The organism is Streptomyces sp. NPDC034085 (genome assembly GCF_055575555.1).
In genome coordinates this window covers 843370-865464 of record NZ_JBVISL010000003.1, presented here as the reverse complement: position 1 = coordinate 865464, position 22095 = coordinate 843370, and the positions used below count along the sequence as shown (strand labels likewise).

General features: G+C 68.3%; 18 protein-coding genes and 1 pseudogene. 13 read left to right on the top strand and 6 right to left on the bottom strand.

Annotated elements, in window-relative coordinates; genetic code table 11:
- Positions 1-107: 107 nt before the first annotated feature.
- Both ACZ501_RS14210 and ACZ501_RS14205 read right to left on the bottom strand, forming a co-directional pair.
- Positions 108-1490, bottom strand: coding sequence for a chloride channel protein (locus ACZ501_RS14210; RefSeq protein WP_468795260.1), 1383 nt, complete (start codon positions 1488-1490; stop codon positions 108-110).
- A 195-nt stretch (positions 1491-1685) separates the two neighbouring features.
- Positions 1686-2819: a DUF2254 family protein gene (locus ACZ501_RS14205; RefSeq protein WP_468795256.1), complete on the bottom strand. Its 1134-nt coding sequence runs from the start codon at positions 2817-2819 to the stop codon at positions 1686-1688.
- A 453-nt stretch (positions 2820-3272) separates the two neighbouring features.
- Between ACZ501_RS14205 and ACZ501_RS14200 the strand changes: the two genes are divergently transcribed.
- The 10 genes and pseudogenes from ACZ501_RS14200 to ACZ501_RS14155 form a co-directional block, all read left to right on the top strand.
- Entirely contained in the window at positions 3273-4106 is an 834-nt protein-coding gene (locus tag ACZ501_RS14200) for a class II glutamine amidotransferase (protein WP_468795253.1), read from the top strand.
- A gap of 1009 nt (positions 4107-5115) precedes the next feature.
- Positions 5116-5727 carry a Crp/Fnr family transcriptional regulator gene (locus ACZ501_RS14195; RefSeq protein WP_361604700.1) on the top strand — a complete coding sequence of 204 codons (612 nt, stop codon included), beginning with the start codon at positions 5116-5118 and terminating at the stop codon, positions 5725-5727.
- 108 nt (positions 5728-5835) lie between these two features.
- On the top strand, positions 5836-6627 hold the full coding sequence (locus ACZ501_RS14190; protein ID WP_361604703.1) for a hypothetical protein: 792 nt from the start codon (positions 5836-5838) through the stop codon (positions 6625-6627).
- A 277-nt stretch (positions 6628-6904) separates the two neighbouring features.
- Positions 6905-7648 carry a hypothetical protein gene (locus tag ACZ501_RS14185; RefSeq protein ID WP_361604707.1) on the top strand — a complete coding sequence of 248 codons (744 nt, stop codon included), beginning with the start codon at positions 6905-6907 and terminating at the stop codon, positions 7646-7648.
- On the top strand, positions 7645-7953 hold the full coding sequence (locus tag ACZ501_RS14180; RefSeq protein WP_361604710.1) for a helix-turn-helix domain-containing protein: 309 nt from the start codon (positions 7645-7647) through the stop codon (positions 7951-7953). Before ACZ501_RS14185 ends, ACZ501_RS14180 begins: the two co-directional genes overlap by 4 nt.
- The gene (locus ACZ501_RS14175; protein ID WP_361604713.1) at positions 7950-9086 is read left to right on the top strand and encodes a hypothetical protein; all 1137 of its coding nucleotides are present in this window, start codon (positions 7950-7952) and stop codon (positions 9084-9086) included. Before ACZ501_RS14180 ends, ACZ501_RS14175 begins: the two co-directional genes overlap by 4 nt.
- Positions 9087-10233: 1147 nt before the next feature.
- Positions 10234-10371: a hypothetical protein gene (locus tag ACZ501_RS14170; protein ID WP_468795250.1), complete on the top strand. Its 138-nt coding sequence runs from the start codon at positions 10234-10236 to the stop codon at positions 10369-10371.
- A gap of 84 nt (positions 10372-10455) precedes the next feature.
- Complete coding sequence (locus tag ACZ501_RS14165; RefSeq protein WP_468795247.1) at positions 10456-13026, top strand: GIY-YIG nuclease family protein; 2571 nt, start codon at positions 10456-10458, stop codon at positions 13024-13026.
- A gap of 282 nt (positions 13027-13308) precedes the next feature.
- Positions 13309-14622, top strand: coding sequence for a hypothetical protein (locus tag ACZ501_RS14160; protein ID WP_468795244.1), 1314 nt, complete (start codon positions 13309-13311; stop codon positions 14620-14622).
- Between the two features lie 319 nt (positions 14623-14941).
- A pseudogene (locus ACZ501_RS14155) lies at positions 14942-15406 on the top strand (IS5 family transposase); the annotation flags it as partial.
- 286 nt (positions 15407-15692) lie between these two features.
- Here ACZ501_RS14155 and ACZ501_RS14150 read toward each other — a convergent pair.
- The gene (locus tag ACZ501_RS14150; RefSeq protein WP_361604725.1) at positions 15693-16154 is read right to left on the bottom strand and encodes a hypothetical protein; all 462 of its coding nucleotides are present in this window, start codon (positions 16152-16154) and stop codon (positions 15693-15695) included.
- A gap of 4 nt (positions 16155-16158) precedes the next feature.
- Here ACZ501_RS14150 and ACZ501_RS14145 point away from each other — a divergent pair, with 4 nt between their 5' ends.
- Entirely contained in the window at positions 16159-16335 is a 177-nt protein-coding gene (locus ACZ501_RS14145) for a hypothetical protein (RefSeq protein ID WP_361604727.1), read from the top strand.
- Between the two features lie 788 nt (positions 16336-17123).
- Here ACZ501_RS14145 and ACZ501_RS14140 read toward each other — a convergent pair.
- From ACZ501_RS14140 to ACZ501_RS14130, 3 genes are read right to left on the bottom strand one after another with little or no spacing between them, the layout of a single operon-like run.
- Positions 17124-17648, bottom strand: a complete 525-nt coding sequence (locus tag ACZ501_RS14140; protein WP_361604730.1) for a hypothetical protein — start codon at positions 17646-17648, stop codon at positions 17124-17126.
- An 18-nt stretch (positions 17649-17666) separates the two neighbouring features.
- Positions 17667-18845 carry a NucA/NucB deoxyribonuclease domain-containing protein gene (locus ACZ501_RS14135; RefSeq protein ID WP_468795241.1) on the bottom strand — a complete coding sequence of 393 codons (1179 nt, stop codon included), beginning with the start codon at positions 18843-18845 and terminating at the stop codon, positions 17667-17669.
- 29 nt (positions 18846-18874) lie between these two features.
- The gene (locus ACZ501_RS14130; protein ID WP_468795238.1) at positions 18875-20254 is read right to left on the bottom strand and encodes a hypothetical protein; all 1380 of its coding nucleotides are present in this window, start codon (positions 20252-20254) and stop codon (positions 18875-18877) included.
- Between the two features lie 399 nt (positions 20255-20653).
- Here ACZ501_RS14130 and ACZ501_RS14125 point away from each other — a divergent pair, with 399 nt between their 5' ends.
- Complete coding sequence (locus ACZ501_RS14125; RefSeq protein ID WP_361608897.1) at positions 20654-20851, top strand: hypothetical protein; 198 nt, start codon at positions 20654-20656, stop codon at positions 20849-20851.
- The gene (locus ACZ501_RS14120) at positions 20851-21879 is read left to right on the top strand and encodes a WXG100-like domain-containing protein (RefSeq protein WP_468795235.1); all 1029 of its coding nucleotides are present in this window, start codon (positions 20851-20853) and stop codon (positions 21877-21879) included. The genes ACZ501_RS14125 and ACZ501_RS14120 overlap by 1 nt, the downstream gene beginning before the upstream one ends.
- The last annotated feature ends 216 nt before the right edge of the window (positions 21880-22095 follow it).

Here is a 22095-nt window from a genome sequence, read left to right as displayed (position 1 = left end):
AGCCGGTGCCAGGGGACGCTGTCGTGCGGAGCGCGGCAGACACGTCCCGCCGCTGCGCCGCCTTCCCCCGCCGGCCGCCACGGGGCGACCGGATCCGATCGGACGGGCTACGAGGACCCGGCCCCCCGCTTCGCGGCCGGGGCCCTCGCCGGGGTTCGCGACGTCGCGGCGGACCCGGGAGGCAGCAGCTCGGTGACGACGAAGGCGACCACGGCCGCCAGGATCACGAGGGGCATCATGGCGGAGCTGCCGAGCAGCAGGATCACCAGCACCACGCTGCTCACGGGCAGCCGCAGCGTGGCGGCCCCGGCCGCCGCCATGCCGGCCGCCATCCCGGGTACGACTCCCAGGCCCGGCAGGGGCGCGAGGAGGACGCCCGCCGCGGCTCCGAGGAAGAGCGCGGGGAACACGGGGCCGCCTCGCAGACTGCCGAGGCAGAGCGCGTAGGCGGCGCCCTTGAACAGCAGGACGGCCACCAGTGCGCCGACGCCCCAGGCGTGGGGGTCGGCGGCCAGTCCGGTGAGGCCGGCCTGACCGGACGAGACGATCTCGCCGGGCGAGCGGCCGGTGATCAGTGCGTAGAGGGCGGCGGAGACCGCTGCGCCCGCGGCGCACTCCACGGTCCGTACGAGAGGCCGTACCGTGACGTACGCGGCGATCGCCCGGGCCCCGGCCAGCAGGGGGTGCAGCACCGCGGCGAGGGTTGCGGCGAGGACCACCGCCCAGAGCACGTCCGCCACGTCCAGGCGGGGGAACGGCAGGGATAGGTGCAGGGAGAGCTCCCCGGTCGCCAGTCCGGTCCAGCGTCCGAGGCCGGTGAAGACCAGGGCCCCGACCCCGCTGGACAGCAGAGCCGGCAGCATGACCGCGAACAGCTGCGGCCCGCCCACGCCTGCCACCTCGATCAGCAGTACTGCGGCGATCAACGGGTTGCCGAAGATCGCGGAGACGGCCGCCGCGGCTCCGGCCGCGCCCAGGAGCACGGTGCTCTGCGGGGTCGCCGGTGCCCGCGCGAGGTTGCGGAGCATCAGGGCCAGGCCGCCGCCGAGGGCGATCAGCGGCGCCTCCGGCCCCAGAACCGCGCCGAACGGCAGGCTCGTCACCGCGGCGAGCAGGACTCCGGGCAGCGCGGCCGACGAGGCACCTCCCGTGTGCAGCCCGGATGCGGGGACGTGGCCGCCCGCCCCGGGCAGGTGCGTGACGACGAGGCCGACCGCGGTTCCGGCGACGAGCAGCAGGGGAAGCGGCCACCACCAGGGCGGGCTGTCCCAGCCCATCGCGTGGGGGAGGTCCGCCCACAGCGCGTGCTCCAGTTCGTGGAGCATGACGAGGAACCAGAAGGCGGCGAGGGAGACCGGGATGCCGATGAGGGCGCAGAAGGCGAGCGCCTTGAGGTAGCCGGGGCTGCGGAGCATGTCCCGCAGGACCTCGGCCTCCTGCGGCTGTGTCCCGGTGACGGGCGGGTCGGAAGCAGGGCGCGGCTCCGTCATGGGGTCACTTCCTTTCCCCTCGATGGTCCACCTGGGCGGCGGTCCGCGCGGCCGGGGATCGCGGTTCCCGCAGGGCGGCGCGTCCCGCCCCGCGGTGCCGGCTGGAAGGGGGCTTCGGACTGACCGGCGGGGCCACGGCCCGCTGACTCCACAGAACCCGCTCCTCCCGGCCCGGGCCTGTTCCGATCCGGCTGCTCAAGGGCCTGTCCCGTTCGTCCAGATGAGCGGGTAGGCCTCGCTCCCCGCCCGTTCGACCCACTGGAGCCGGTCCCGGACGACCGCGCGTCGGCTTTCGGGGATGCGCTCCACCAGTCCGCCCAGCAGGTCACGCATTCTGCGGAGTGCCATCGGGGAGCCCGTCGCGGCGAAGACGAGGTCGTCGAGGGCCGTTCGGACGTACCGCTCCCAGTCCGGAACCGGGACCGTCACCCGCAACCGGCCCCCCTCGTCGAAGAAGTGGCCGATGCTCAGCTCGCGGTCGGCGAGGCGGGTCAGCAGGTCTTCGAGGCGGTCCATGCTCTCCACCGCCGTGGCCGGGTCGTTGACCGCCGGGGAGAGGGCGCGCAGCGCGATGTCGGCGAGGAGCCTGAACGGCAGGCCGGGGTCCTGGTCGAAGGTGCGCTCGACTCCGGTCACCAGGGTGCCGCGCAGCACCGCCTCGGACAGTGCGCCGCCGGTCACCTCGGCAAGTGCCGTGCCCCGTGTCACGGTCGCTCCCGGGGCGACGAGGAGGGTGATGGTGCAGTCGTGCTCCTTCGCCACGCCGACCAGTGCGGGCACGTCGATCCGCTGGACCACGACAGCCGGCCCGGACCAGAGGACGGCGGTGGCACCGGCCGCCGGGAGCGGCGAGGCGGGGGCCCCGTCCGGGTCGTACGGCCGCACGTACAGGGCATCGAACAGGCGGTGCGCGCGCGTGGCGATCGCGGTCAGCGAGTGGGCGAGCTGGATCGAGCTGAACGCCTTCATCTGCAGCGTCCGCATGAGGCCGAGTGCGACCAGCGACAGCACCATGGCGGTGCAGGGAACGAAGGCGGAGACGGTCGCCGTGCCGGCGCCGATGGACAGTCCCGCGGTGATGCTGAAGACGAACACGCCGACGGTGAAGGCGAACGCACGCCACACGATCGGCTCGTCCCGGAAGAGGGCGAGACGCGGCGTGAAGGCGCTGGCGGAGAACTGAACGACCAGGAACAGCATCGAGTAGATGACGCTCACCAGGCCGATGACGCCGAATCCGAGGGTGAACAGCAGGGTCACCACGCGACCGGAGTCCACCTGGGGGCCCAGCGGGAACAGGGGGACCAGCAGCCCCGATGCCAGCCCCACGGCCGCACAGACGAGCTGGGACAGGTCCCTTCGTCTCGCGCGCGAGGGAAGGCGGAACGCTGCGCCCCGCTCGCGTCGCCGTTCCCGGGCCCCGAGGCGTGAGGGGTCATCAGCCGAGCCGGACATCCAGCCTCCTCCATGGTCCCGGCGAACGCGGCCCCCGAGGGGGATGCAACCACGGGAGCGACGCGACCAGGTGGTGAAATGCCGGATGTGGCCCTTTCCGTCATCTCACGGCGAAGGGCCACGGCTCCAAGGCGCGCCCTCGGCCCGCGCGTCGCCCGCCGCTACGGAAGGGGCGGAGCGATCGCGACGGGTCGCCGCCTGCGTGGCGATCATCCGCGGGGGCCGTGAGAATGAAAGGGCCGGAGCGGCAGCGCCCGGGCGGCGCCGGACCAGGTGCCCGCGGCGCCAGAAGGCCCGTTGCGCAGTGGGGAACACAGGTGATCGCACATGTGCCGATGGCTCGCCTACTCGGGGACACCCCTGCTGCTCGACACCATCCTGTACAAGCCCGCCCATTCGCTGATCGACCAGAGCCTGCATTCCAGACTGGGTGTCGAAACGACGAACGGAGACGGCTTCGGCGTCGGCTGGTACACGCCAGACAACGACTCTCCGGCGCTCCTCAGGGACGTCGGTCCCGCCTGGAACAACCGCAACCTGCGGGAGATGGCGGATCATGTCCGCTCCCCGCTGTTCTTCGCCCACATCCGGGCATCGACCGGGACGGCGGTGCAGCAGTCGAACTGCCACCCCTTCCGTCACGGCCGCTGGATGTTCATGCACAACGGGGCCATCCTCGGTTTCCACCTCATGCGCCGCGACCTCACCCTGCTCGTCGATCCTGCTCTGTACGCCGACATCGAGGGGACCACGGACTCCGAGGTGATGTTCTACCTGGCCCTCACCTTCGGCCTGGACCAGGACCCGCCGACCGCCGTCGCCAAGATGGCGGGAGTGGTGGAGGACGCCGGCCGCCGGCACGGCGTGGAGTACCCCCTGCAGATGACGCTCGCCATCACCGACGGCACGCGCGTGTGGGCCTTCCGGTACTCCAGCCGGCGCGCTTCCCGGTCGCTGTTCTACAGCAGCCGGGTGGATGCGCTGCGCAGACTCCACCCCGACGTCGCGTTCCTCCGGGACATCTCCGAGGAGACCCGCCTCATCGTGTCCGAGCCCCTCGGCGACCTGCCCGGCGCGTGGAACGAGGTACCGGAAGGCAGCTACGGCGTCGTACAGCCCGGTGCGGACGAGCTCTTCCCCTTCACCCCGGAACCGGTATGACGCGGTGACGCGCAGCCGGCCCGCCCCGTCCGGCAGGAGACCCCCCCAGCCGCCGCCGTGGAACCCCTCACATCGAGGGAGATCCCGAACGCCTGCCGACGGCCGTTGCGTAGGCTGGCGTCGTCGTCGCGGCGGGGGAACGAGCGGACCGACCCGGCCCCTCCCCACCCGCCCTGGCGACGCGTCGGAAAAGTCGGCACTCGGTCAGCCTCAGGCCTCGGGAACACGGGGAGGGCTGACCCGGACCCGCGACTCGTTGTAGGGTAGGGAACCGCCCTTGACCTGCGGAAACGCAGGCAGGGAGCCTAGATTCCACAGGTCAACGGCCTGGCGTCGGGGCTTTGGTCGGCAACCGGTCAGTATCGGGCCCCATAGTGCACGCCACTGGCGGCGTGCGAGCCGGGGTTCCGGCTTTGGGACGCTTCGGACGGTCTGCCGTCCGGACGGAATCGTCAGCCCATCCCCCTTGCCTCTGTACGATCCGCTGCAACGAAGGCCGGTCGTGTCCGCGACAGGAGAGTCGCCGACCGAGCCAATTTCCCACGGCCGCCCTCGCCGTCATCCACGCGACACGAGGCGAGATCGAGGCGGCCAGATGCTTGGCCTGTTGAGCTGCCTCACCGTGCGGACCCGCGGGTCTACGAGGCGGTCCCGGAAAGCCAGACGCCTTCACCCGCGCGCCGGTCCGAGATCCTTTGCTGGATCAGTTGTCGCTCCTCGGGTCCTACGGCGTGGCAGGGACGATCCACGACTCGGATCGGAGCTGAGGGGGACCGGCCTGCTTGGTTCCGGCCCGCAGGATGCTCCGACCGTGCGCCGCCGCGCGCCCTGGCGTGCGTCCGGCGCACCGGAGGGCCGGGCGGAAAGGTGCGCCGCCGCGGTGACCGAGTGCTGTGCTGGGTAGATGATGCACCGGTCAAACCCCAGGGGTCGCACGGCCTTTCTCGACACCCTTTCGCCCGAAGCACGCGCGGCCTTCACCAGGCTCGGCACTCCACGCCGCTACGCCGTGGGAGACGTACTCATCCACGAGGGCGATCGTGCGCAGGAGCTGGTGGTCCTTCACGAGGGCTTGGTGAAGGTGACCGCCCGCCTGAACCGTGACCGGCTGATGGACATCAGGGTTGCCGGGGACGTCATCGGCGAGATCGCGGCCACAGGTGTCGGACCACGATCGGCCACGGTCACCTCCTGCGGTGACGTGTCCGCCACCGTCGTCCCGCGGAACGAACTGGAGCCTTTCCTCCTCGCTCACCCCGAGGCGTTGATGACCCTTTACCGCATGGTCTGCGGTAGGTTGCGCCGAGCCGACCGCCTGCGGCTGGAGCTGGGCGGATATCCGGTTCGGGTCCGGCTGGCGCGCGTCCTCGTTGAACTCGCGGAGTCGTACGGGCGGCCCAAGTGCACGTTAAGGGGGCCGGACTGGAACAGGGTGCACATTGACGTGAGTCTGTCCCAGTCGGAGCTCGCCGCCCTCACCGCATCCACTACGAACACTGTTCACAAGGCTCTTGCCCAGCTGGGGAAGGACGAGATCATCACGACCGGCCTCCGGCAGACCTCCATTCTGGACATGGCCCGTCTGCGTGAGGCAGCCCTGCTGAGGATGCCAGCCGCCTAGGCCCACACCCAGAAAGCCGCATTAATGCGGCTTTCTGGGCTGCTCCTGCCTCTTCCGCCCACAGTTGGCGTGCACCGCACCCAACCCCTTTGGAAGGTGGGAGTTGTCATGAAGGAGATTTCTCCTCCCCGGCCAGCGGCCGGCCTGCCGTTCCGCCGGCTGTGCCTGGCCGCGGATGTGGAGCAGTACAGCCGTCTCGACACCCGGACGCAGTCGGCCGTCCAGTCCGAGCTGGTCCGGATGCTGGACGAGGCGGCGGCGCTGACCGGGCTGGACCGGGCGGCTTGGAAGCGTCAGCCGCAGGGCGACCTGGAGTTCGCCGTCCTCCCTGAGGCCACACCGGAGGAGGCCGTGCTGGGCCCCTTCGTCCACCATCTCGCGGTCCGCCTCGGGGATCGCAACGCCCGCCCGGCCGCCCAGCGGGTCAGGCTGCGGATGGCCGTGGACACCGGCGTGGTCGCGGACGCCGCCCTGGGCCATGCCGGCCCGGCCCCAGTCGCCGTGGCGCGCTACGTCAGCGCACCCCAGCTCAAAGCCGTACTTGCCACCCTCACCACGGCCGATCTCGCCGTCATCGTGTCGGACCGGCTGTATCAGGACGTCGTTCGGTCCGGGCGGCGGGACCTCGATCCCGCGCAGTACGTGCGGGCCCATGTGCGGGTGAAGGAGTTCGGCGGCTACGGCTGGATCCGCGTGCCGGGCTACGCGCCGGACGACGTGCGGACGGCCGTGGCGGAGGCGCCGGAGCCGAAGCCCTCGCCGGACGGCGGCGCCCCTAACCGGACGCCCCTGTCACAGTACGTCTACCAGGGCGCCGCCGTCGGCCGGGACGTCGTCGGCGGTCTCACCGTCGGCCTGCCCGTGCCCCCTCCGCCAGACAGCTCCGGGCCCACCCGGTGACGGCCCCCTACAAGGCCCCGCCCTGGCCCGAGCGGGGCGACAGCCAGTGGGCGGACTACGGGGTGAACGTCGGCCATGCCGTATACGGCGGTATTCACTTCCACCCGCCTGCCTCGTCCGCCGCACGGTTCGGGCGCCGGAACGGGACGGCGCCCCTGGCCCGCAAGACGTGGTACACGGCTGGGCCGTCTGCCCTGACTGACCTCGCGCATGCCTGCGCCCGAGCCGCTGCCGCCCTGGCGTACCTCCGGCCCCACGAGGCCGGAAAGGAGGAGGAATGACATCGACCGGACCGGGGAGCGTCTTTACCCGGATCGACCGGGGCGTCCTCGGACCGCCCGGCCCCACGCTGCCCTGCCTCAAGGTGAACGACGGCTCCCGTACGGTCCTGCTCTCCCCGGAGGAGAGCAGGAGGGCGCTCTACGGCCCCCGACGGAACGCGGCGCTGGGCGCGGCGGTCTGGCGACAGGCCATCACCGAGGCCCAGCGGGAACTGCGGTCCGGCGACGACACCGGACGGCTGCTCGTCGTCTGGCTGGTCCTCCCCGGGCTGTACCGGAACCTGCACCGGATTCTGCGCCTTTGGCGGCGGGTCGACCGGGCTGACCTGGAGGCGGAGGCCGTCCTGGCCGTGCTTGCCGCCCTAGACGCGGCGGACCCGGACGGCCCGGACCCGGGTGGCTGCCTGATCAAGGAGGCGGTAAATCGGATGTGGGTCTACGCGAAGCGCGTCACGCGGGAGATTCCCGTCGTCGACATTGGTGCCTTCGTCGAGGCCCGAAACTCCACCGTGTTGCCGGAGAAGCGGCCCCACCCGCCCGAGGGATGGGTAGTACACATCACGCCCCCGCCCCGCCGCGAGGGTGTGTGCGCCACCCTCCGCTTCGCCGAACCGCGCCCGCGGCAAGATGGCCAGCGGGCCGGTACCAGCCTGCTCGACCTGGTGTTCCGGGCCCGCCGCCACGAGGAGGCCGACCTCATCGGCACGCTGGTCCTCCGCCCCGCGGGAGCCCGGCGGTGAGCGGGCGGTCTGGCCCGCCGCTCGGCTTCGCGGAGGCTCTTGACCTGCCCCTGAGCGTCGACTTGCGCACAGCCGCCCGCGCCTTCGGTATCTGCCCCGGGACGGCGTACAAGCTGATCCGCCTCGGAGCCTTCCCGTGCCCCGTGCTGCGGGTCGGCCGACGCTACCGCATCCCCACCGCCTACCTGCTGCGCACCCTCGGGATCGAGGAGCGGCCGGTGTACGCCGTCCCCCTGGAGGACGACGCGGCGCCCACAGCCCGGCCCCATGACATCCACGCTCAAGCATCGGAGGTTCTTGCATGATCACGTCACAGACGCTCCGACAGGAGTCCGATCATCCCCGGAGGTGCTTCGTCGTCGGCCCTATCGGCGACCCGCACGCCGCGCACGGCAGCCCCGAGCGCGAGGTGTACGAGCACCACCTCGGCATCTTCGAACAGGTGATCGCCCCGGCCTGCGAGAAGTATGGCATCAGCGCCGTGCGCGCGGACGGCATCGCGCATGCCGGTGACATCAACGAGCAAATCTGCCGGCACGTCGTCGAGTCCGACCTGGTCGTCGCGGACGTCAGCGGCGGCAACCCCAACGTGATGTACGAGCTGGGGCTGCGGCACATCACCGGCAAGCCGACGATCCACATCGGGGAGGCCGGACAACTGCCCTTTGACATCGCGTCGATCAGGACTATCCGCTACCAGCGGACGCGCAGCCATCTGGCCGGAGCGCGCAAGGAGATTGAGAGCGCTCTGGAGGCCGGGCTGCGGGATGGCTTCGAACTGCTCACGCCGGCACGGGTGCTGCGCGGGCTCCAGACCGGTGACGGACCGGCCTCCGCCTCGGAGGTCGGCGACGACGGGAACGGGGAGGACGAGGACTCGCCTGGTTTGCTCGACGACTTCGCCGTGATCGAAGACGGGCTGGACGAGATGGCCGCCGACATGGAGGCGATCACGAAGACGATCGAGACGATTGGAGTGCTGACCGAGCAGTCCGGCACCGACATGCTCCATCTGACCCAGGCGAACGCGCCCATGAGCGCACGGCTCGCCGCCGTCGCCCGGTACGCGGAGACGATCAGCGCACCAGCGGGGGAGCTGAACACTGTCGCCGCCGCGTTCGCGGAGCGAATGGTGACGCTGGACAGCGGGGTGCGGGCCGCGCTGGGGCTCATCGAGATGACGCCGCCCGACGAGCGCGGCGAGGGAACGGAGGAGTTTTTGGAGCAACTGATGTCCCTGGACGAAGCCGCGCAAGACGGTCTGGCGCAGATCGGCTCCTTCGGCTCCTCGGCGGGCGCCATGGTGCGGGTGAGCCGGCACCTCCGGAAGCCGGTGAAGGAAATTTCCGCCGCGGTGAAGCAGCTGACCTCCGCCATCACGAGGATGGGGGAGTGGGCGACCAAGGCCCGTGCGCTGGCGCACAGTGCCACTGCATGACACTGGCCTCCTGACCCGGGCCTCTTCAGGGGCCCGGGTCATGTGACGTCGTTACACTCCCGAGTTCTGGCTGAGGGGCTGTAAGACGTTCGGCGTATCTCCTGGTCAAGGAAGATCACTGGTGACCAGCGAGAGCGTTACCGACGTCGATTCCGGCAGGTCCCTGAGTCGCAGCCGTCGAGACGGTGGCGAACCAGCTCATGGACGAATGGGTGGACCGAGCCCGGGCGGAGGGGCTACAGCGAGCTGGTCCCACGCCAAGGGCTTCCATCCAGGGCGTAGAGGTGTTGGGCAGTGGCCTGCTAATCCGGCAGAAAGGTCAGCACCGGATCAGCATTAGTCCTGCACGCCTGGGAGAGCTGACCGCGGATGCGAATCGTTGTAGGCTCCGCAGACCGCCCTTGACCTGCGATGAGCAGGCAGGGAGCAGACATATCCGGAGTTAGTTCATGCTTCGTACCATGTTCAAGTCCTACATCTGACATCTGGACGTTTCCGCAGGTCAGAGGCGTGACGGCGGGGCTCTGGTCAGCAAACGGTCAGCATCAGCCCCTTGGGTTGTTCACGGGGCACACCAGTCGGCAGTCGCGCATGTTGCTGGCGCAGGGCCGCGCCGGTGCGTCGTGACCACGGCCTTTGTCGTGTGGAACCGGACGTCGTTGGGCCGCGCCCGGCCGTCCTCGCGAGCGACACGGGTGCAGGCATCCACCGGACGACGCAGGCGGCAGGCGAAGCGCGTCGGCAGCAGTATTTCGCTGGGCAAGAGGACCCGAACGTGACCGACCCTGCCGTAGGTGTGCGGCCACTCGCTGTAGCCCGCCGGCTCCCCGACCGGGCAAAGAACCGGGTCCAACGGGAGCCATGGTCGCGGGCAATCACCTATTCGACCTGGGGTTTCTTGCAAGGTCGTCTACGTTGGCATGGTGTCCAACGCGTGGGCCAGTCTCTCCGCGCTTTCTCCCGTCTGCCCCCGGCGAACTTGTCCTTGGACAGTGACGCCAGTCGCCCTGTCATCCAATCCAGGCGTTTGACAGCGAACTCAGTCGTGCGGGCTTCCCACACCGCCCCGCCCGAGGAGGTCAGAGGGAATGTCGCGATGTCCTGCCGGAGCGGGGGGCTTGTCAGTGGCGCCTCATAGACTCCGCAGATGCGACAGGCCAGGATGATGAACTGCGTGGCCGTGGCCCTCAGACCACCAGGGCTCATGGGCATGACGTCTGCCGGGCGCCTGCATGTCCCGCAGGTCGCCGACACCACGCGCTGGCAGAGCTTCCACGAGGTGTGACGGTCTCCGTGCGGATGTCGGGAGAGGGTTCCATTGCCGTCCTTGTCCAACAGGGGGATTACAGCTGTGCCTTCTGCTACTGGCTTGACCGATCTGCGCGAGCAGTGGATCCAGAAGATCTGCGCGGGGATTGCCACCTCTGTCGGTCGCCACCACCCCTTGCTGGATCCGGCGCGGATCGTCGGTAACCCGAGTGATCTGGATCTATTGCGTGCCCTCCTGATCCTGCGGATCGCCGTCTTGGACGCGCGTGGCCGGCCCACCGCGCACATCACTGGACTGCTGACAAAGCACCCAGTCTTCGCCGATCCCAAACCTGAAACGGATCAACTCACCAGCCTGGTCGAGTATGTCCGCCGGCACGTAGAGCGCGACGGCCTTGTCGGTTCCGTCCTGCTCTTCGGCCTGGGACTGCGTGCTGAGGATCCAGAGAGCACATATGCCCTGCTCTTGGACCACTGGTCACGGCGGTTGGCCCGCGCCGCAACCGCCGCCCAGGTGGCCAGGGAACTGGCCCGGCACTGGGGCGTGGAGACTCGCACCGGAGAGGCTCTGGTGCCTCTCTCAGCCATATCCCTTGATGCGTACTCCGACAACATCTGGTCCAGACTGGAAGCAGAACGCGACGCTCGTGTACGGCATGCCGCCTCAGTTGCCTTGATCAGGAAGGGTAACGAAGCTCAACGTCTGTGGCTGGCGCAGTTTTCCGCCGACGAGGCCAGGCATCTATGGAAGTTGGGCGCAGATGTGGCCTACTGCACCGCGGCCAAGGGGCACCTTCGAGAGGCAAGCCGACAGCTCCGGAAAAGTCACGCTCTGCGGCCAGTGATCACCCAAGCCTTGGAGCTGGTCAACGAGCAGCTAGAAACACTCGGCGAGGCGATCGGGTGTCTGAGCGACACTGAGCGCGACATGCTGCGGGCGCGCACCCATCAGGAGCGCTTCCAGGACGCCTGCATTCTGAGCTTCCTGAACCACTCCCTCCACTTCCGGCAGTCGTACCCAGGCAGTTCCTGTGTTCCTGATGCCGAGGCGGTACACGGCACCTTCGGCCCTCTGCCCTGGTGGAACATCATCGTCCGAACTACAGCAGAGGCGGAGGCTGCCCTTGCCGCATTCACAGAGGGGGTGCTGCCCCTCGGTTTCGAGCGGGATCCGGAACATCGGAACCGCCTTCTACTCATCTGCCGTAAGCCCAGGACGGAGTCCCTGGGCATGCACGCCCACTTCGTCTTCGACCTGGACAACCCAGGCCACGCCTGCGAGCTGCTCCTCATCGCGAAGCGTGCCGGCGTCCCTATCGACCTCTACGCCCAAGCGCACAACGAGTACGACGAAATCGAGTCCACCCACCTGGGCACTGTGTACGCACACATCGGCCCGGAGCTCGCCAGTCTGATCACGGATGCCGCCACCAATGCACTGGCCCGAGCCCTGCCCGACTTCCGCAGTCGCGACCACGACGAACATGAGGGGATCGAACCGCTCGAAGACGCGTTGCGCTGTCTGTCCCGCGCTCAGGTGGAGCACTTCTCCTCGGGGCGCCGCATCACCGCCTCATCCCACCACAACCTCGAAGGTGGGATCGTAGTACTGTCGTCCGACCCGCCAGTCACCTTCTCCGGCTTCTCCAGGGGCATCAAGAGGCACCAGAACCCCGGCAGCTCCCAGAAGACAGGCATCGGGACTCCTCTGCCTCCTTCTCGGACCACTGGGTTCGTGTACGTCCAGCGGAACCCTGCCTTCCGGGACATGCTCAAGATCGGCTACACAGACCTGCTCGCGGAGGACCGAGCTAAAGACCTGTCAGGGACATCGGTCCCCTTCCCCTTCGACGTGCTCTTCAGGGCCCACACGTCCCGGCCCAGAGACGTGGAACAGGCTGTCCACCGCCTCCTCGCCGCCCAACGAGTCAACGCAAGCAAGGAGTTTTTCCGCGTCTCCCTGGACACGGCCATCGAGGCGATCCGCCGATGCCAGAGGGAGGTAACCGGTATCAACAGCTGGGAGCCGATCCCTGCAATTCATCGCCTGCCCGCGAATGACCGAGTCGTCCTGCCCCTAAGGGCAGGGCAGCTGTTCGCGCTCACCGCGTACCCACATCTGCTCAGCTCGTCCGCTGAGGTTCTCGACATTTGGATGGCCCACGGGGACGGCGACCTCATGGAGATCCACTCCACGCATGACCCTGGGCACGTGGCCGGAATTAGCGACAACGATCCTGGCGCATACGAGGACCCCGTTCCCTTCCTCGACAGAGACGGAACCGTGCGGAACGGCATGCTCCATGGCAGGGAGCGCCTGGTAGCTGGCGACCGGCTGATCTGGTTCTCGGACGAGGAGGGGCTGGCCCACGCCCGCGGCGTCGTTTTTGAAGCGAACGCCTCCTGCCAGGTCACCTACCGGACATCAGCCCCCCGACGGGACCCGTTGGGTATTCCTCTCCTGCTGAACGACCCTGACCGGGACCTTCCTGATGCTATGGGGGCACTCGTCAAGGATGTCCTCGCACTGCGCCCACCGCGCACCTGGGCTCCCCGGAACCCTCAAGAAGAGGACGGCTGGGCGGTAGCAGCCACCGATCCCCAGCCGCCCGAGCACTGGCTCCCTCAACTCGAACGACGGCGCAAGGACGTGCGCCGGGACCGACCCTGAGTACCGTGCGGTATAGGGGCCAGCTCGACGAGTCCATGTCCAGCGCCAGGACTGAACCACCAGTCAGATCGCAAGCGGGCCCCGAAAGATCCTTCGTCAACCGACCCCCCAGTCGGTGCAGGCTAACGCGACTTCAGCGACTGACTTCGCTGTCCAAGGGCAGAACCGTTGCCTTCCGCTCCCATTTCGCGTCGATCTCACGAAGTCACCTGAAGGAAAGGGGGTGGCCAACCAGGGGCCCGGGGTGCATGCTGGCCTGTTTCCCATCGTGAGGAGAAGTACATGGAGATCCGGCCGCTTGAGGAGTTGCGGGCCGCGGACGATCTGGCACTGGCGTTCAACCCTTACGGACTTGGCGGCCGTATGAGGCCCGAAGACGCCGCAGAGTTCCAGCAGCGGCAGATCGCCGACTGCGACCTGGCGGAGGGTGTCGCGGCAGGAACGCGCGACTCCTTCGAGCGGCTGCGCACCGTCTTCGCCTACGGCGTGCTGTGCTACGACGTGTACACCATGGTCGGCGACCAGGCGCTCCTCATCTACGAGCAGGCGTTGCGCGACCGCTTCATGGAGTGGTGCGCCGGCACCGTCACCTTCCGTCTCCCCCAAGCCCCGGACGTCTCCTACACCGTCACGTCGTACGACGACGTCAAGAAGCGCGCGGACAGGATGACGCGGCAACGTGCGAAGCTGGTCGTCGCCACCCACGCCATCGAGTTCAACGGGATGCTGCACGGGCTCCGCCTGTGGGCGCGTACGGCGGGTCTGCTCCGCGGGCGGCGCAGTCGCGCGGTCGAAGACGCGCTGGCCAAGCTGCGTAACCACGTTGCCCATCCCTCCGGCCATCATGTCGATACCCCCGTCGGGGCGGCCCGAACGGTGCGGGATCTGGCGGAGCTGATCAACCAGTTGTGGGGGCAGGCCACTCCCGACGGGCGCCTGTACCCGGCACCTCTCCACCGGGACATCGCCGTACTGAGCTGGAACGGATCCGGGCGGGCGCGGATGGAGCCCGCCGACGCGCTCACCGCCCCCGACCCCACGGAAGATCAGGAGAGCGACGAGTATCAGCACGTCGTGGTACGGGCCATCGCCTTCATTCCACATAGCCGCTGGAACGACGATCACTGGGCGGAGTTCGACACCCGCTACGAGACCACACGGTTCCCCACGGAATACCTGTGGGGACCGGGCACCCGAGAGGAGGCCCGGGCGTGGCTGGAGCAGGGGCGCCCCGAGGGGGACAGCGTCGACTTCACCGACCGGGTGTTCCTCGTCCAGGACCACGAACGCCTGCTGCCGCCGATGCGGCCGGCGGTGGCGGCCGGGCTGCCCGACGACGAACGCGCCGGGGTCTGGCATGCCGTGCGGGCCGACTTCCCCGACGACGCCTTCGCGCACGTCCGAGGCTCCAGGGATAGCAGCGCTGGTCACGCCCGACGGCCTGGAGACTGTCCTGCCTGTTCCGCCGAAGTCCTTGGCTCAGGCTCCTACAACGAAGCCCTTCGCGCTGCGGCAGCCGTTCTCGGACCGATCGAGGCGGTACAGCTGCCCTCCATCCGACTCCCCTTGTCGCTCTTCTGGCCCGACCGGCCGTGAGTGGTACAACACGAGGAGACGGGTGGCAAGCCAACAACAACAGTCGCCATCGGACATGGCCGCGACTGCGCCCTGACGACTGGAGCCATGCAAGATCGGCAGCCCGCCGCCCGGCCCCGGGAGAGCCCAGGCCCGTGCCAGGGTAATCCCCATGAACCCCATGATCCCCGCACACGTCCCCGACGAGCCGCCGCTCACCTACGCCGACAGCTTCGACATACCGGTCCTGTTCCGTAACGGACCCGCGGACAAGCCTAAGAGGTCCTAACAGAAGCTGTTGATCATGTGACTTTCGGTTCGGTTGGTCGTTGGTCTGATCGTGGGGAAACGTCAGTCGCGGCCGCGGATCGTGTCGGATGAACTGTGGTCGCTGATCGAGCCGTTGCTGCCCGAGCCGGTCCCCAAGCAGGTTGAGGGGCGCCCTCGGGTTCCGGACCGGCAGGCACTGTGCGGTCCTGTTCGTCCTGCACATCGGGATCCAGTGGGAGTACCTGCCCCAGGAAGTGGGCTTCGATTCCGGGATGACCTGCTGGCGGCGCCTGGCCGCGTGGAACGAGACCGGCGTCTGGGACCAGCTGCACCTGGTGCTGCTGAAGAAGCTGCGAGTCGCCAAGAAGCTGGACTGGGCGCGGGCGGTGATCGACTCCTCCCACGTCCGGGCCGCTTGGCGGGGCCCAAAAGCGGTCCCAGCCCGGTCGACCGTGCACGTCCGGGCAGCAAGCACCACCTGATCGTCGACGGGCAGGGCATCCCGCTCGCCGTCTCGCTCCACGGCTTCCACCGACTCCGCATCCGATGGGAACGACGAGACGACATCCACGAGGCCTTCCTCGGCCTCGCCAACTGCCTCATCACCCACCGCCACGTCCAACGCCTTTGTTAGGACCTCTTAGCGCCCGCACCCACGCGGAACGCTCCCGCTCCCCGTAGCTGGCGACCCGCAGCCCCGCTCCGCCTCCCTCCGCCCTGCCGGACCTTCTCTGTCCCGCGCGAACCCCGCGCACCATCACGCCCGTTGAACGACGGAGCCCCCCCGGACGCGCCGCGCTGTTCGCCGCATGCCCGGATCGCTAGGCGGTCACCGTCCACGGGAAGTTCGGCAGGTTCGCTGCGAACCACCCGTCAGCCAGCTCCAGCACCCGGTCAATTTGCGCGGCATCGAAATACTCGGAGCCCATCACCGGTCGGATGCCTTGGTCGGCCAAGCAGTCCAGGACGTGCCGCTCGATATCGCGAGCTGCGCCGACGGGCAGGTCGGTTATGAGCCTGCGGACTTGACCCAGACCGTGCTGACTGCGGTGGGTATCAAGCCGCCCTCGCCCGTCACCCGAGGAGATTCCAGGCTTCACTATGGCCCCGTCCGTCACCACGTAGTACACGGTTGGTTCGGGGCGAACGCTCGCTCCGCTGCATCGGGCGCACAGCAACTCGCGCTTCAACCCGGTGTTGATGGCCACCGAAGTCAGGTGCCCGGCAATGCAGCACAGCCGCACAGTCTGAGCGATCCGGTCCGACATGACGTCCAGGATCATCACGATGCAGTACGCGATCACCGCCATCGCCGACCGAGGATTTGTCGAACAGCGGATCATCAGCGGAGCTGCCGGACTGGAACACCTGATGTGGCAGGAACTCGTGCTCAACGGGCGGCTCACGGAAGCGGAGTTCACATCCGTGCCTGGCCAGCGAATAGAAAGCTGCGTACGCTCATGACGGAGTCGGGGGTCGATCTGAGCGTGCACGCAGACCGTCTGCCGACGGCCACCGCCTATGAGGCCAGCCAGCAAGTAGACGGCGCTCGGTCGGCGGACGGCGCCGACGTCGTCACACGAGTCCGTAACCGTCTTGTACATCCCAAGGAGACACAAGAAGCCGTCTACGGGGTCGCAGGACTTGTCACTGACACCTGGCTACTGACCCGCCACTACCTCGCGCTGCTGGTGCTCCGCTCTATCGGCTACCGAGGTTCCTACCAGGACCTCTCCAGGACCAACAGGTGGGTCGGCGAAATGGAGACCGTTCCATGGGCGTGAGGTCGAGCAAGACTTCAGGTGCCGATGGCCCTCTTTCCGGGTTTGGAGACAATGCGTTCGTACGAGGTGCTGGGTGATGTCGTTGCGGCTGATGTCCCGCGAAGTCGAGCCTCGTGCGCTACCGCGTCCTCCAGCGACGACGGCCCCCGGCACCATCGGGAGGCGGGGGCGTCGGGCGGTTGAGGCCGCTGATGACGGCCTCACGCGAGCCGATGGGGATCGGTTGCGGATAGGGTCAGCTTCAGCCCGGGCCGATACGGCGTGCGCAGGCCCGGCCAGGCGCCCAGGCGGTCTGGGAGCAGTACTGCCGGGCCGCCTCAACTTTCCGCGACGCGCAGGTGTTGGTGGGCCAACTGGCCGTGTGCCGTCCCCTATTACTGTCGGGCAGAGCGGGCTTCGGCGTCGCTGTGAGCGGCGGTGAGGCCGGCGCGGGGTGCGCCGGCCTCACCGGTCTTGCTCAGGCTCCTGTCATTCCGGGTCGTCGTCTTCGGGTTCGTGGAGGTACCACATGTCGAAGCAGTACGTTTCGGAGCCTGTGATGGTGTCCAGTGCCTGTCGTGTGGCTGCTCGGCTCCACTGTTCCTCGACGGCGCGCATGCGGATGGCGGAGGCCTGGTGGGCTGTTGACTCACGTCCCTGCCAGGAGGCGCGGACCCCGTAGACGCCGGGGCGGGGGAGTTCGACTTCTCCGGCGACTCCCGCGGTGAACTCGCCGACGATCAGGCTGCCGGTTGCGCACTCCAAGGTCAGTTCTGTGCTGCCGTCGGCGGGCGGCCACGTGGCCGGTGGGGCGCTGTGGACCCGGATGGTGACTTCGACGCCCACGCCGCTTTGCAGGCTGCCGATGTAGAGGTGGTATCCGTCGCCGGCCACCACGTGTTCATCGAGCTGGTCCAGGACGGCTGATGTGCCGACGTAGGCGTCGGCGTCGTACAGCTCGATGACCCGGCGGTCAGGGACGGCCAGCAGCCGGTGTTCGGCAAGGATGGTCACGGAAGCCCTCGGCTGGTCTCAGGGAACGATCTTGACGTAGAAGGGGTCGTTGTCGAGGATGCGGTTCTCCTCGTATACCTTCTGGATGCGTTCGCCTCCCTTGCGATTGTCGCGGCCGTCTATGAGCCGGGCGCTGTAGCGGTTGTCGTTCTTCGCGGCGCCTTCGTAGGTGCTGGAGAAGGGATACTCATCGCACTCCAGGCCACTGCCTTCGTAGTTGCCCCAGACATCGTTGCAGGTGGCGATCGCCACGTCCCGGTTCGCGTCCTGCTTGTCGCGGTTGATCAGTCGGTGCAGGGGCTCACTGGACCCTGGGACCGATTTGCCGGGCCAAGAGGGGAAGGTGCGTTCGGGCAGTTGCTGGGCATCGAGGATGTGCCGGGCGCTCTGATCGACTTCCGGGTCTTTCAGACTCATGGTCAGCTCGACGCGGGCCTCGACGAACACCGTGCCCTTGTACTTTCCGGCAGCCCGCCCGGTGTAGTCGAAGCGGACGTTGGAGTACGCCATGTTCGAGTCGACCCAGGGCACGGCTGTCGGTGAGGTGATGTTCATGGCGAGGGTGACCTGCCCGGCGACGCGCTGGGCGTTGCCCGCGTCCACGCGGCCGGTGTCGGGGGAAGTGTAGGTCAGGACCCACTGGGGCTTGGTCTTCCACTGCTCGATGGTGTCCTCGCGGCTGGTCACCGCCGGCTTGGTCATGGCCGGGTTGGGGTCACTGGCGGAGGCATTGATCGAGTCCGAGAAGGACTGTCCGAGCTTCCAGGTGGCCGGGTTCTCGCCGGCAACGGCCTTGGTCCGGATGTTCTCGATGCTGGTGACGTAATCCACGCGGCGGGATCCATCGTAGGAGAAGCCGAGCATCCACAGGTCGAACCACAGCTCGCCGCGCAGCCGCCGCCTGTCGTCAAGGAGCTTGAGGTAGACGGGCTGGTGCACGCACGTCTCGAAGCGGTTCTTGATCCAGCCCTTCTTGGTCTTGGCCTCGGGGTGGGCAGCGCACTCGGTGCGCAGGTTCCCCTCGTCGGCGGCCGGGCCGTCGGCCGAGACGGCCTGGCGAATCGTTTCCTCTGGCGCGGCGGTCGCAGCCGTCACGGTGGTGAGGAGGAAGGCGAACAGGGCCGCGAACACCGCGCTCGTCCGGTGGGCCAGACGAGAGCGGCGCTGGCCGGCCATGGGGTCACGGGGCAGGCGCATGGGGGCTCCTGAACGGGGGGCATTACGGGTCATCGGGCGCACATCTGCCCCCAGCAGGCGTCAAGAAGCTGGCCGCTTGCGGCCGAGTAGGTGGCACGGAATCCGTGGACGGCGGTGCCGCGGGCGGAAAGGCCCTTGGTCATGGCCTGGGACTCCACCGTCCAGACGGCACCGGCTTCCAGCTGCGGCCCGGCCGAAGGCACCCTCTTACCCGAGGTGTTGCCGCTGCTGCCGGTGCTGACGTGAACGTCCTGCTCCGGGACGCCGAACGCCCCCGCAGCGCGGCCCCGGATATTCACCGGCGAAGGAGGGGACGGCTCTGTGTACCGCGCCGACGGCGCATACGTGGGGCGCGATGCCGTGGGTGTCAGGGCGGCGGCGTTGCACTGCTTGGCGGTGCGTACGCACTCGGCCAGCCCCGGCACCGCCGTAAGGCAGGTGCCGGGGTCCTCGGCCATACACCGGGCGAGCGCGCCCTGGTCGGCCCCGTTGAACATGCCGACCGGGGCACGGTCCGCCCGGCCCGGCGCCGACTGCGCCGCGAACGGAGCCGTTCGCGGCGCAGCGAGGGAGGAGCCGGCCGGCCCGGGCTTGCTGACGGCCCACTGCGTGAACTTGGCGCTGTCGGTCAGCTTCGCGTTGAAGCAGTTGGGGGGAGCGTAGGTGAAGTTCGGGTCCCACGGACTCTTCTGGCCGCAGACGCCCAAGGTGACGGCCTGCGCGGTGTCCGCGGTGGCGGAGCGGGACCAGGTCTTGTTCTCGGCCATGTACTGGACCCGGTTGGCGATCTCGGGGACCGTTACGTACTGCGGACCCATGACCTCAAGGCCGATGTCGATGCGGTTGGGGTTGCCCCGCGGCACTTTCAGCTGATCGGTGGTGGAGCCGACCCAGTTGAAGTCGTACAGCACGTCCCACTGGTCGCCACTGGCCTGGCGGATCGTCATATAGGTGTGGTTGACGTTGTTCGGCTTGTCCGGGTCGATGCCCTGGGTGATGGCGTGAGTCTTGCCGCCGCTGTTGCCGACCTCGGTCCAGCGCGGACCGTACGTACTGCTCGAGGGGCCGGTCTTCTCCGCGTACAGCCCGACTTCGATGTGGTTGGCGAACATGCCGCCCTCGGTGTTGGGCACCATGGTCAGGTAGTTCGACGCCTGCACCGTCGTTCCCTGGGGTGCCGCGCTGTCGAACGTGATGGGTACGTTTCGCCAGGTGGCAAAGGCGCCGATCACCGGCTGGCCGGGCTGCGAACACGCCACCGCCCAGAAGACGATCCTGGCTTGATGCGTTTCACTGCAACTGGCGGTGGGCGGACTCGCGCTCGCCGGTGCGGCTGCTGCCAGGGACAGCACTGCGGCGGATGCCGCTGCGGATAAGGACGCGGCGAGCCTTCTCTTCGCGCGGAACACATGTCTCCGATCTCGTTGACCAATGACGTGACCGCGTGAACCTATCGAACAGATGTATGTGCCACCGGGTTATCTGCCGACTTGGCCGGATGTCTACTCTTTGGCCGGATATGGGGTTTGCCATACAGAAAGGGTCTGGCGCAGACGCTGCGGGTGGGTCGGGGGTCTGCGCGAACACGCGGAGGCAAGCCGCCGAAATGATGCGCGCGAGGACCTGGCGACAGGTCCCCACGTTCGCTCCTGGAGCAAGGCCGGGCACCTCTCCGGGGGAAGAGGAACACTTGCTCGACGGGCGGCCGCAGTCCGCTACCGTGATCTCTCACATCCGCAAGGGGGGCACGGTGAGCGGGCTTACACCTGACCTGCAGTTCATCGCGAAGGGCATGATCCGAGGGAGCGATGGGCCTGCTGGATCTGATGCGCGGAGCGCGTGACACGGCCATCGCGCTGGGGCGCGAGCTCGACAGGCAACATGGAATGGCCGGGGATGATGACGCTGGCCGGTCGTTCGCCAAGGTCTATGTGTCGGCAGCGTCTACGACGCTGGACAAGATGGGGTTCAGCTCCTACATCCTGGGTGCCACGAGCCGGGGCTGATGCGCAATGCTCGCGAGTTCATGGCCGCGGAGAGTCGGCAGGTGTCGGCGCTTCTGGGTAAGGAAGTGGACCTCACCGTCGGCATGGGCGACCCGGGCGCCGACTGCACCGAAAGCTACCTCGGCCTTGGGCAGGACCTGCCCCAGGTGGTCGGAGACGCCGTCTGGTACACGCAGTACGCGCCCGGCGGGGGGAGCGACCGCTTCCGGGGCTCTCCGGAGAAGATCCACGATGTCGCCAACTCGTGGCGACACGCCGGCTCCCTCATGCAGCGCTTCCTGGAAGACGCCCAGGCCTATGCGTCCACAGCAGGCAAGGCGCACTCAGGCGAGGCGGCCAACGCATTCCAGGCGTACTTCAAACACCACGTCGGCTTCGCGTTCCCACCCGCCAAGGCTCAGCAGGATGAGCCGCTCGTGATCAATCTCGTTGCCGCATGCACGCAACTCGCCAAGGCCTGTGACCGGTACGCCGAGCATGTTGCGGTGGCGAAGGTGAGGATCCAGGACCACAAGAACGAGCTGTTTCGGCTGGACATTCCCTGGGACCAGCCGATGGCCGGCGGCAACGGCTTTGACGGCGGCCTGCACGACGCCGTCCTCAGCGACCCCTGGATCCACGACCTGGGGGAAGTTGCCCACGCCCTGGACGCCTCGGCCGCCCGCGTCACGCTCCCCGATGGTGAAGAACCAGGAACGCCGACCCTGCCTGGCCTGCCATTTCTCCCCCCGCTTGTTCGCCTTCCCGTGCCGGTCCCAGTCAGACTCGCCTCCTACACTGCCACCCCCGCCCTGCTGCCGATGGTCAATTCCGTCGACCCCGGCATACCCTTCGCCGACCCTCTCCCGCCGGTACCCGGAACGACCCGGCCGCTCACCCCCGCCGAGGAGCAGCAGTTCCGCAGGTGGACGATCTCCCTCAACGCCGGAGGCTTCGCGGGAGGAGGCGGCCCCAGCGACCCGGGCAACGCGCACCAATTCCGCATATCCGGATATCCGGAGCGCGAGGCTCGCTGGAGGACACCCTGACCAAGCCCGCGACCGCTCGGAATCACGCGAGGCGGCAAGGGCCGAGCGCGTGACGTTCGCCGTGCACGCCTGACTGACACCGGCCGTGATGGACTGGCCGAGCGGAGCCTGGTGCCGCACTGCCGAGCAACTCGTGAGCGCCGGGGGCGTCTCCTTGGGGGTCGGGGGAGTCTCGACGTCGAACAGCAACTGCCCGCGGAGGTGGACGCCAGCTGG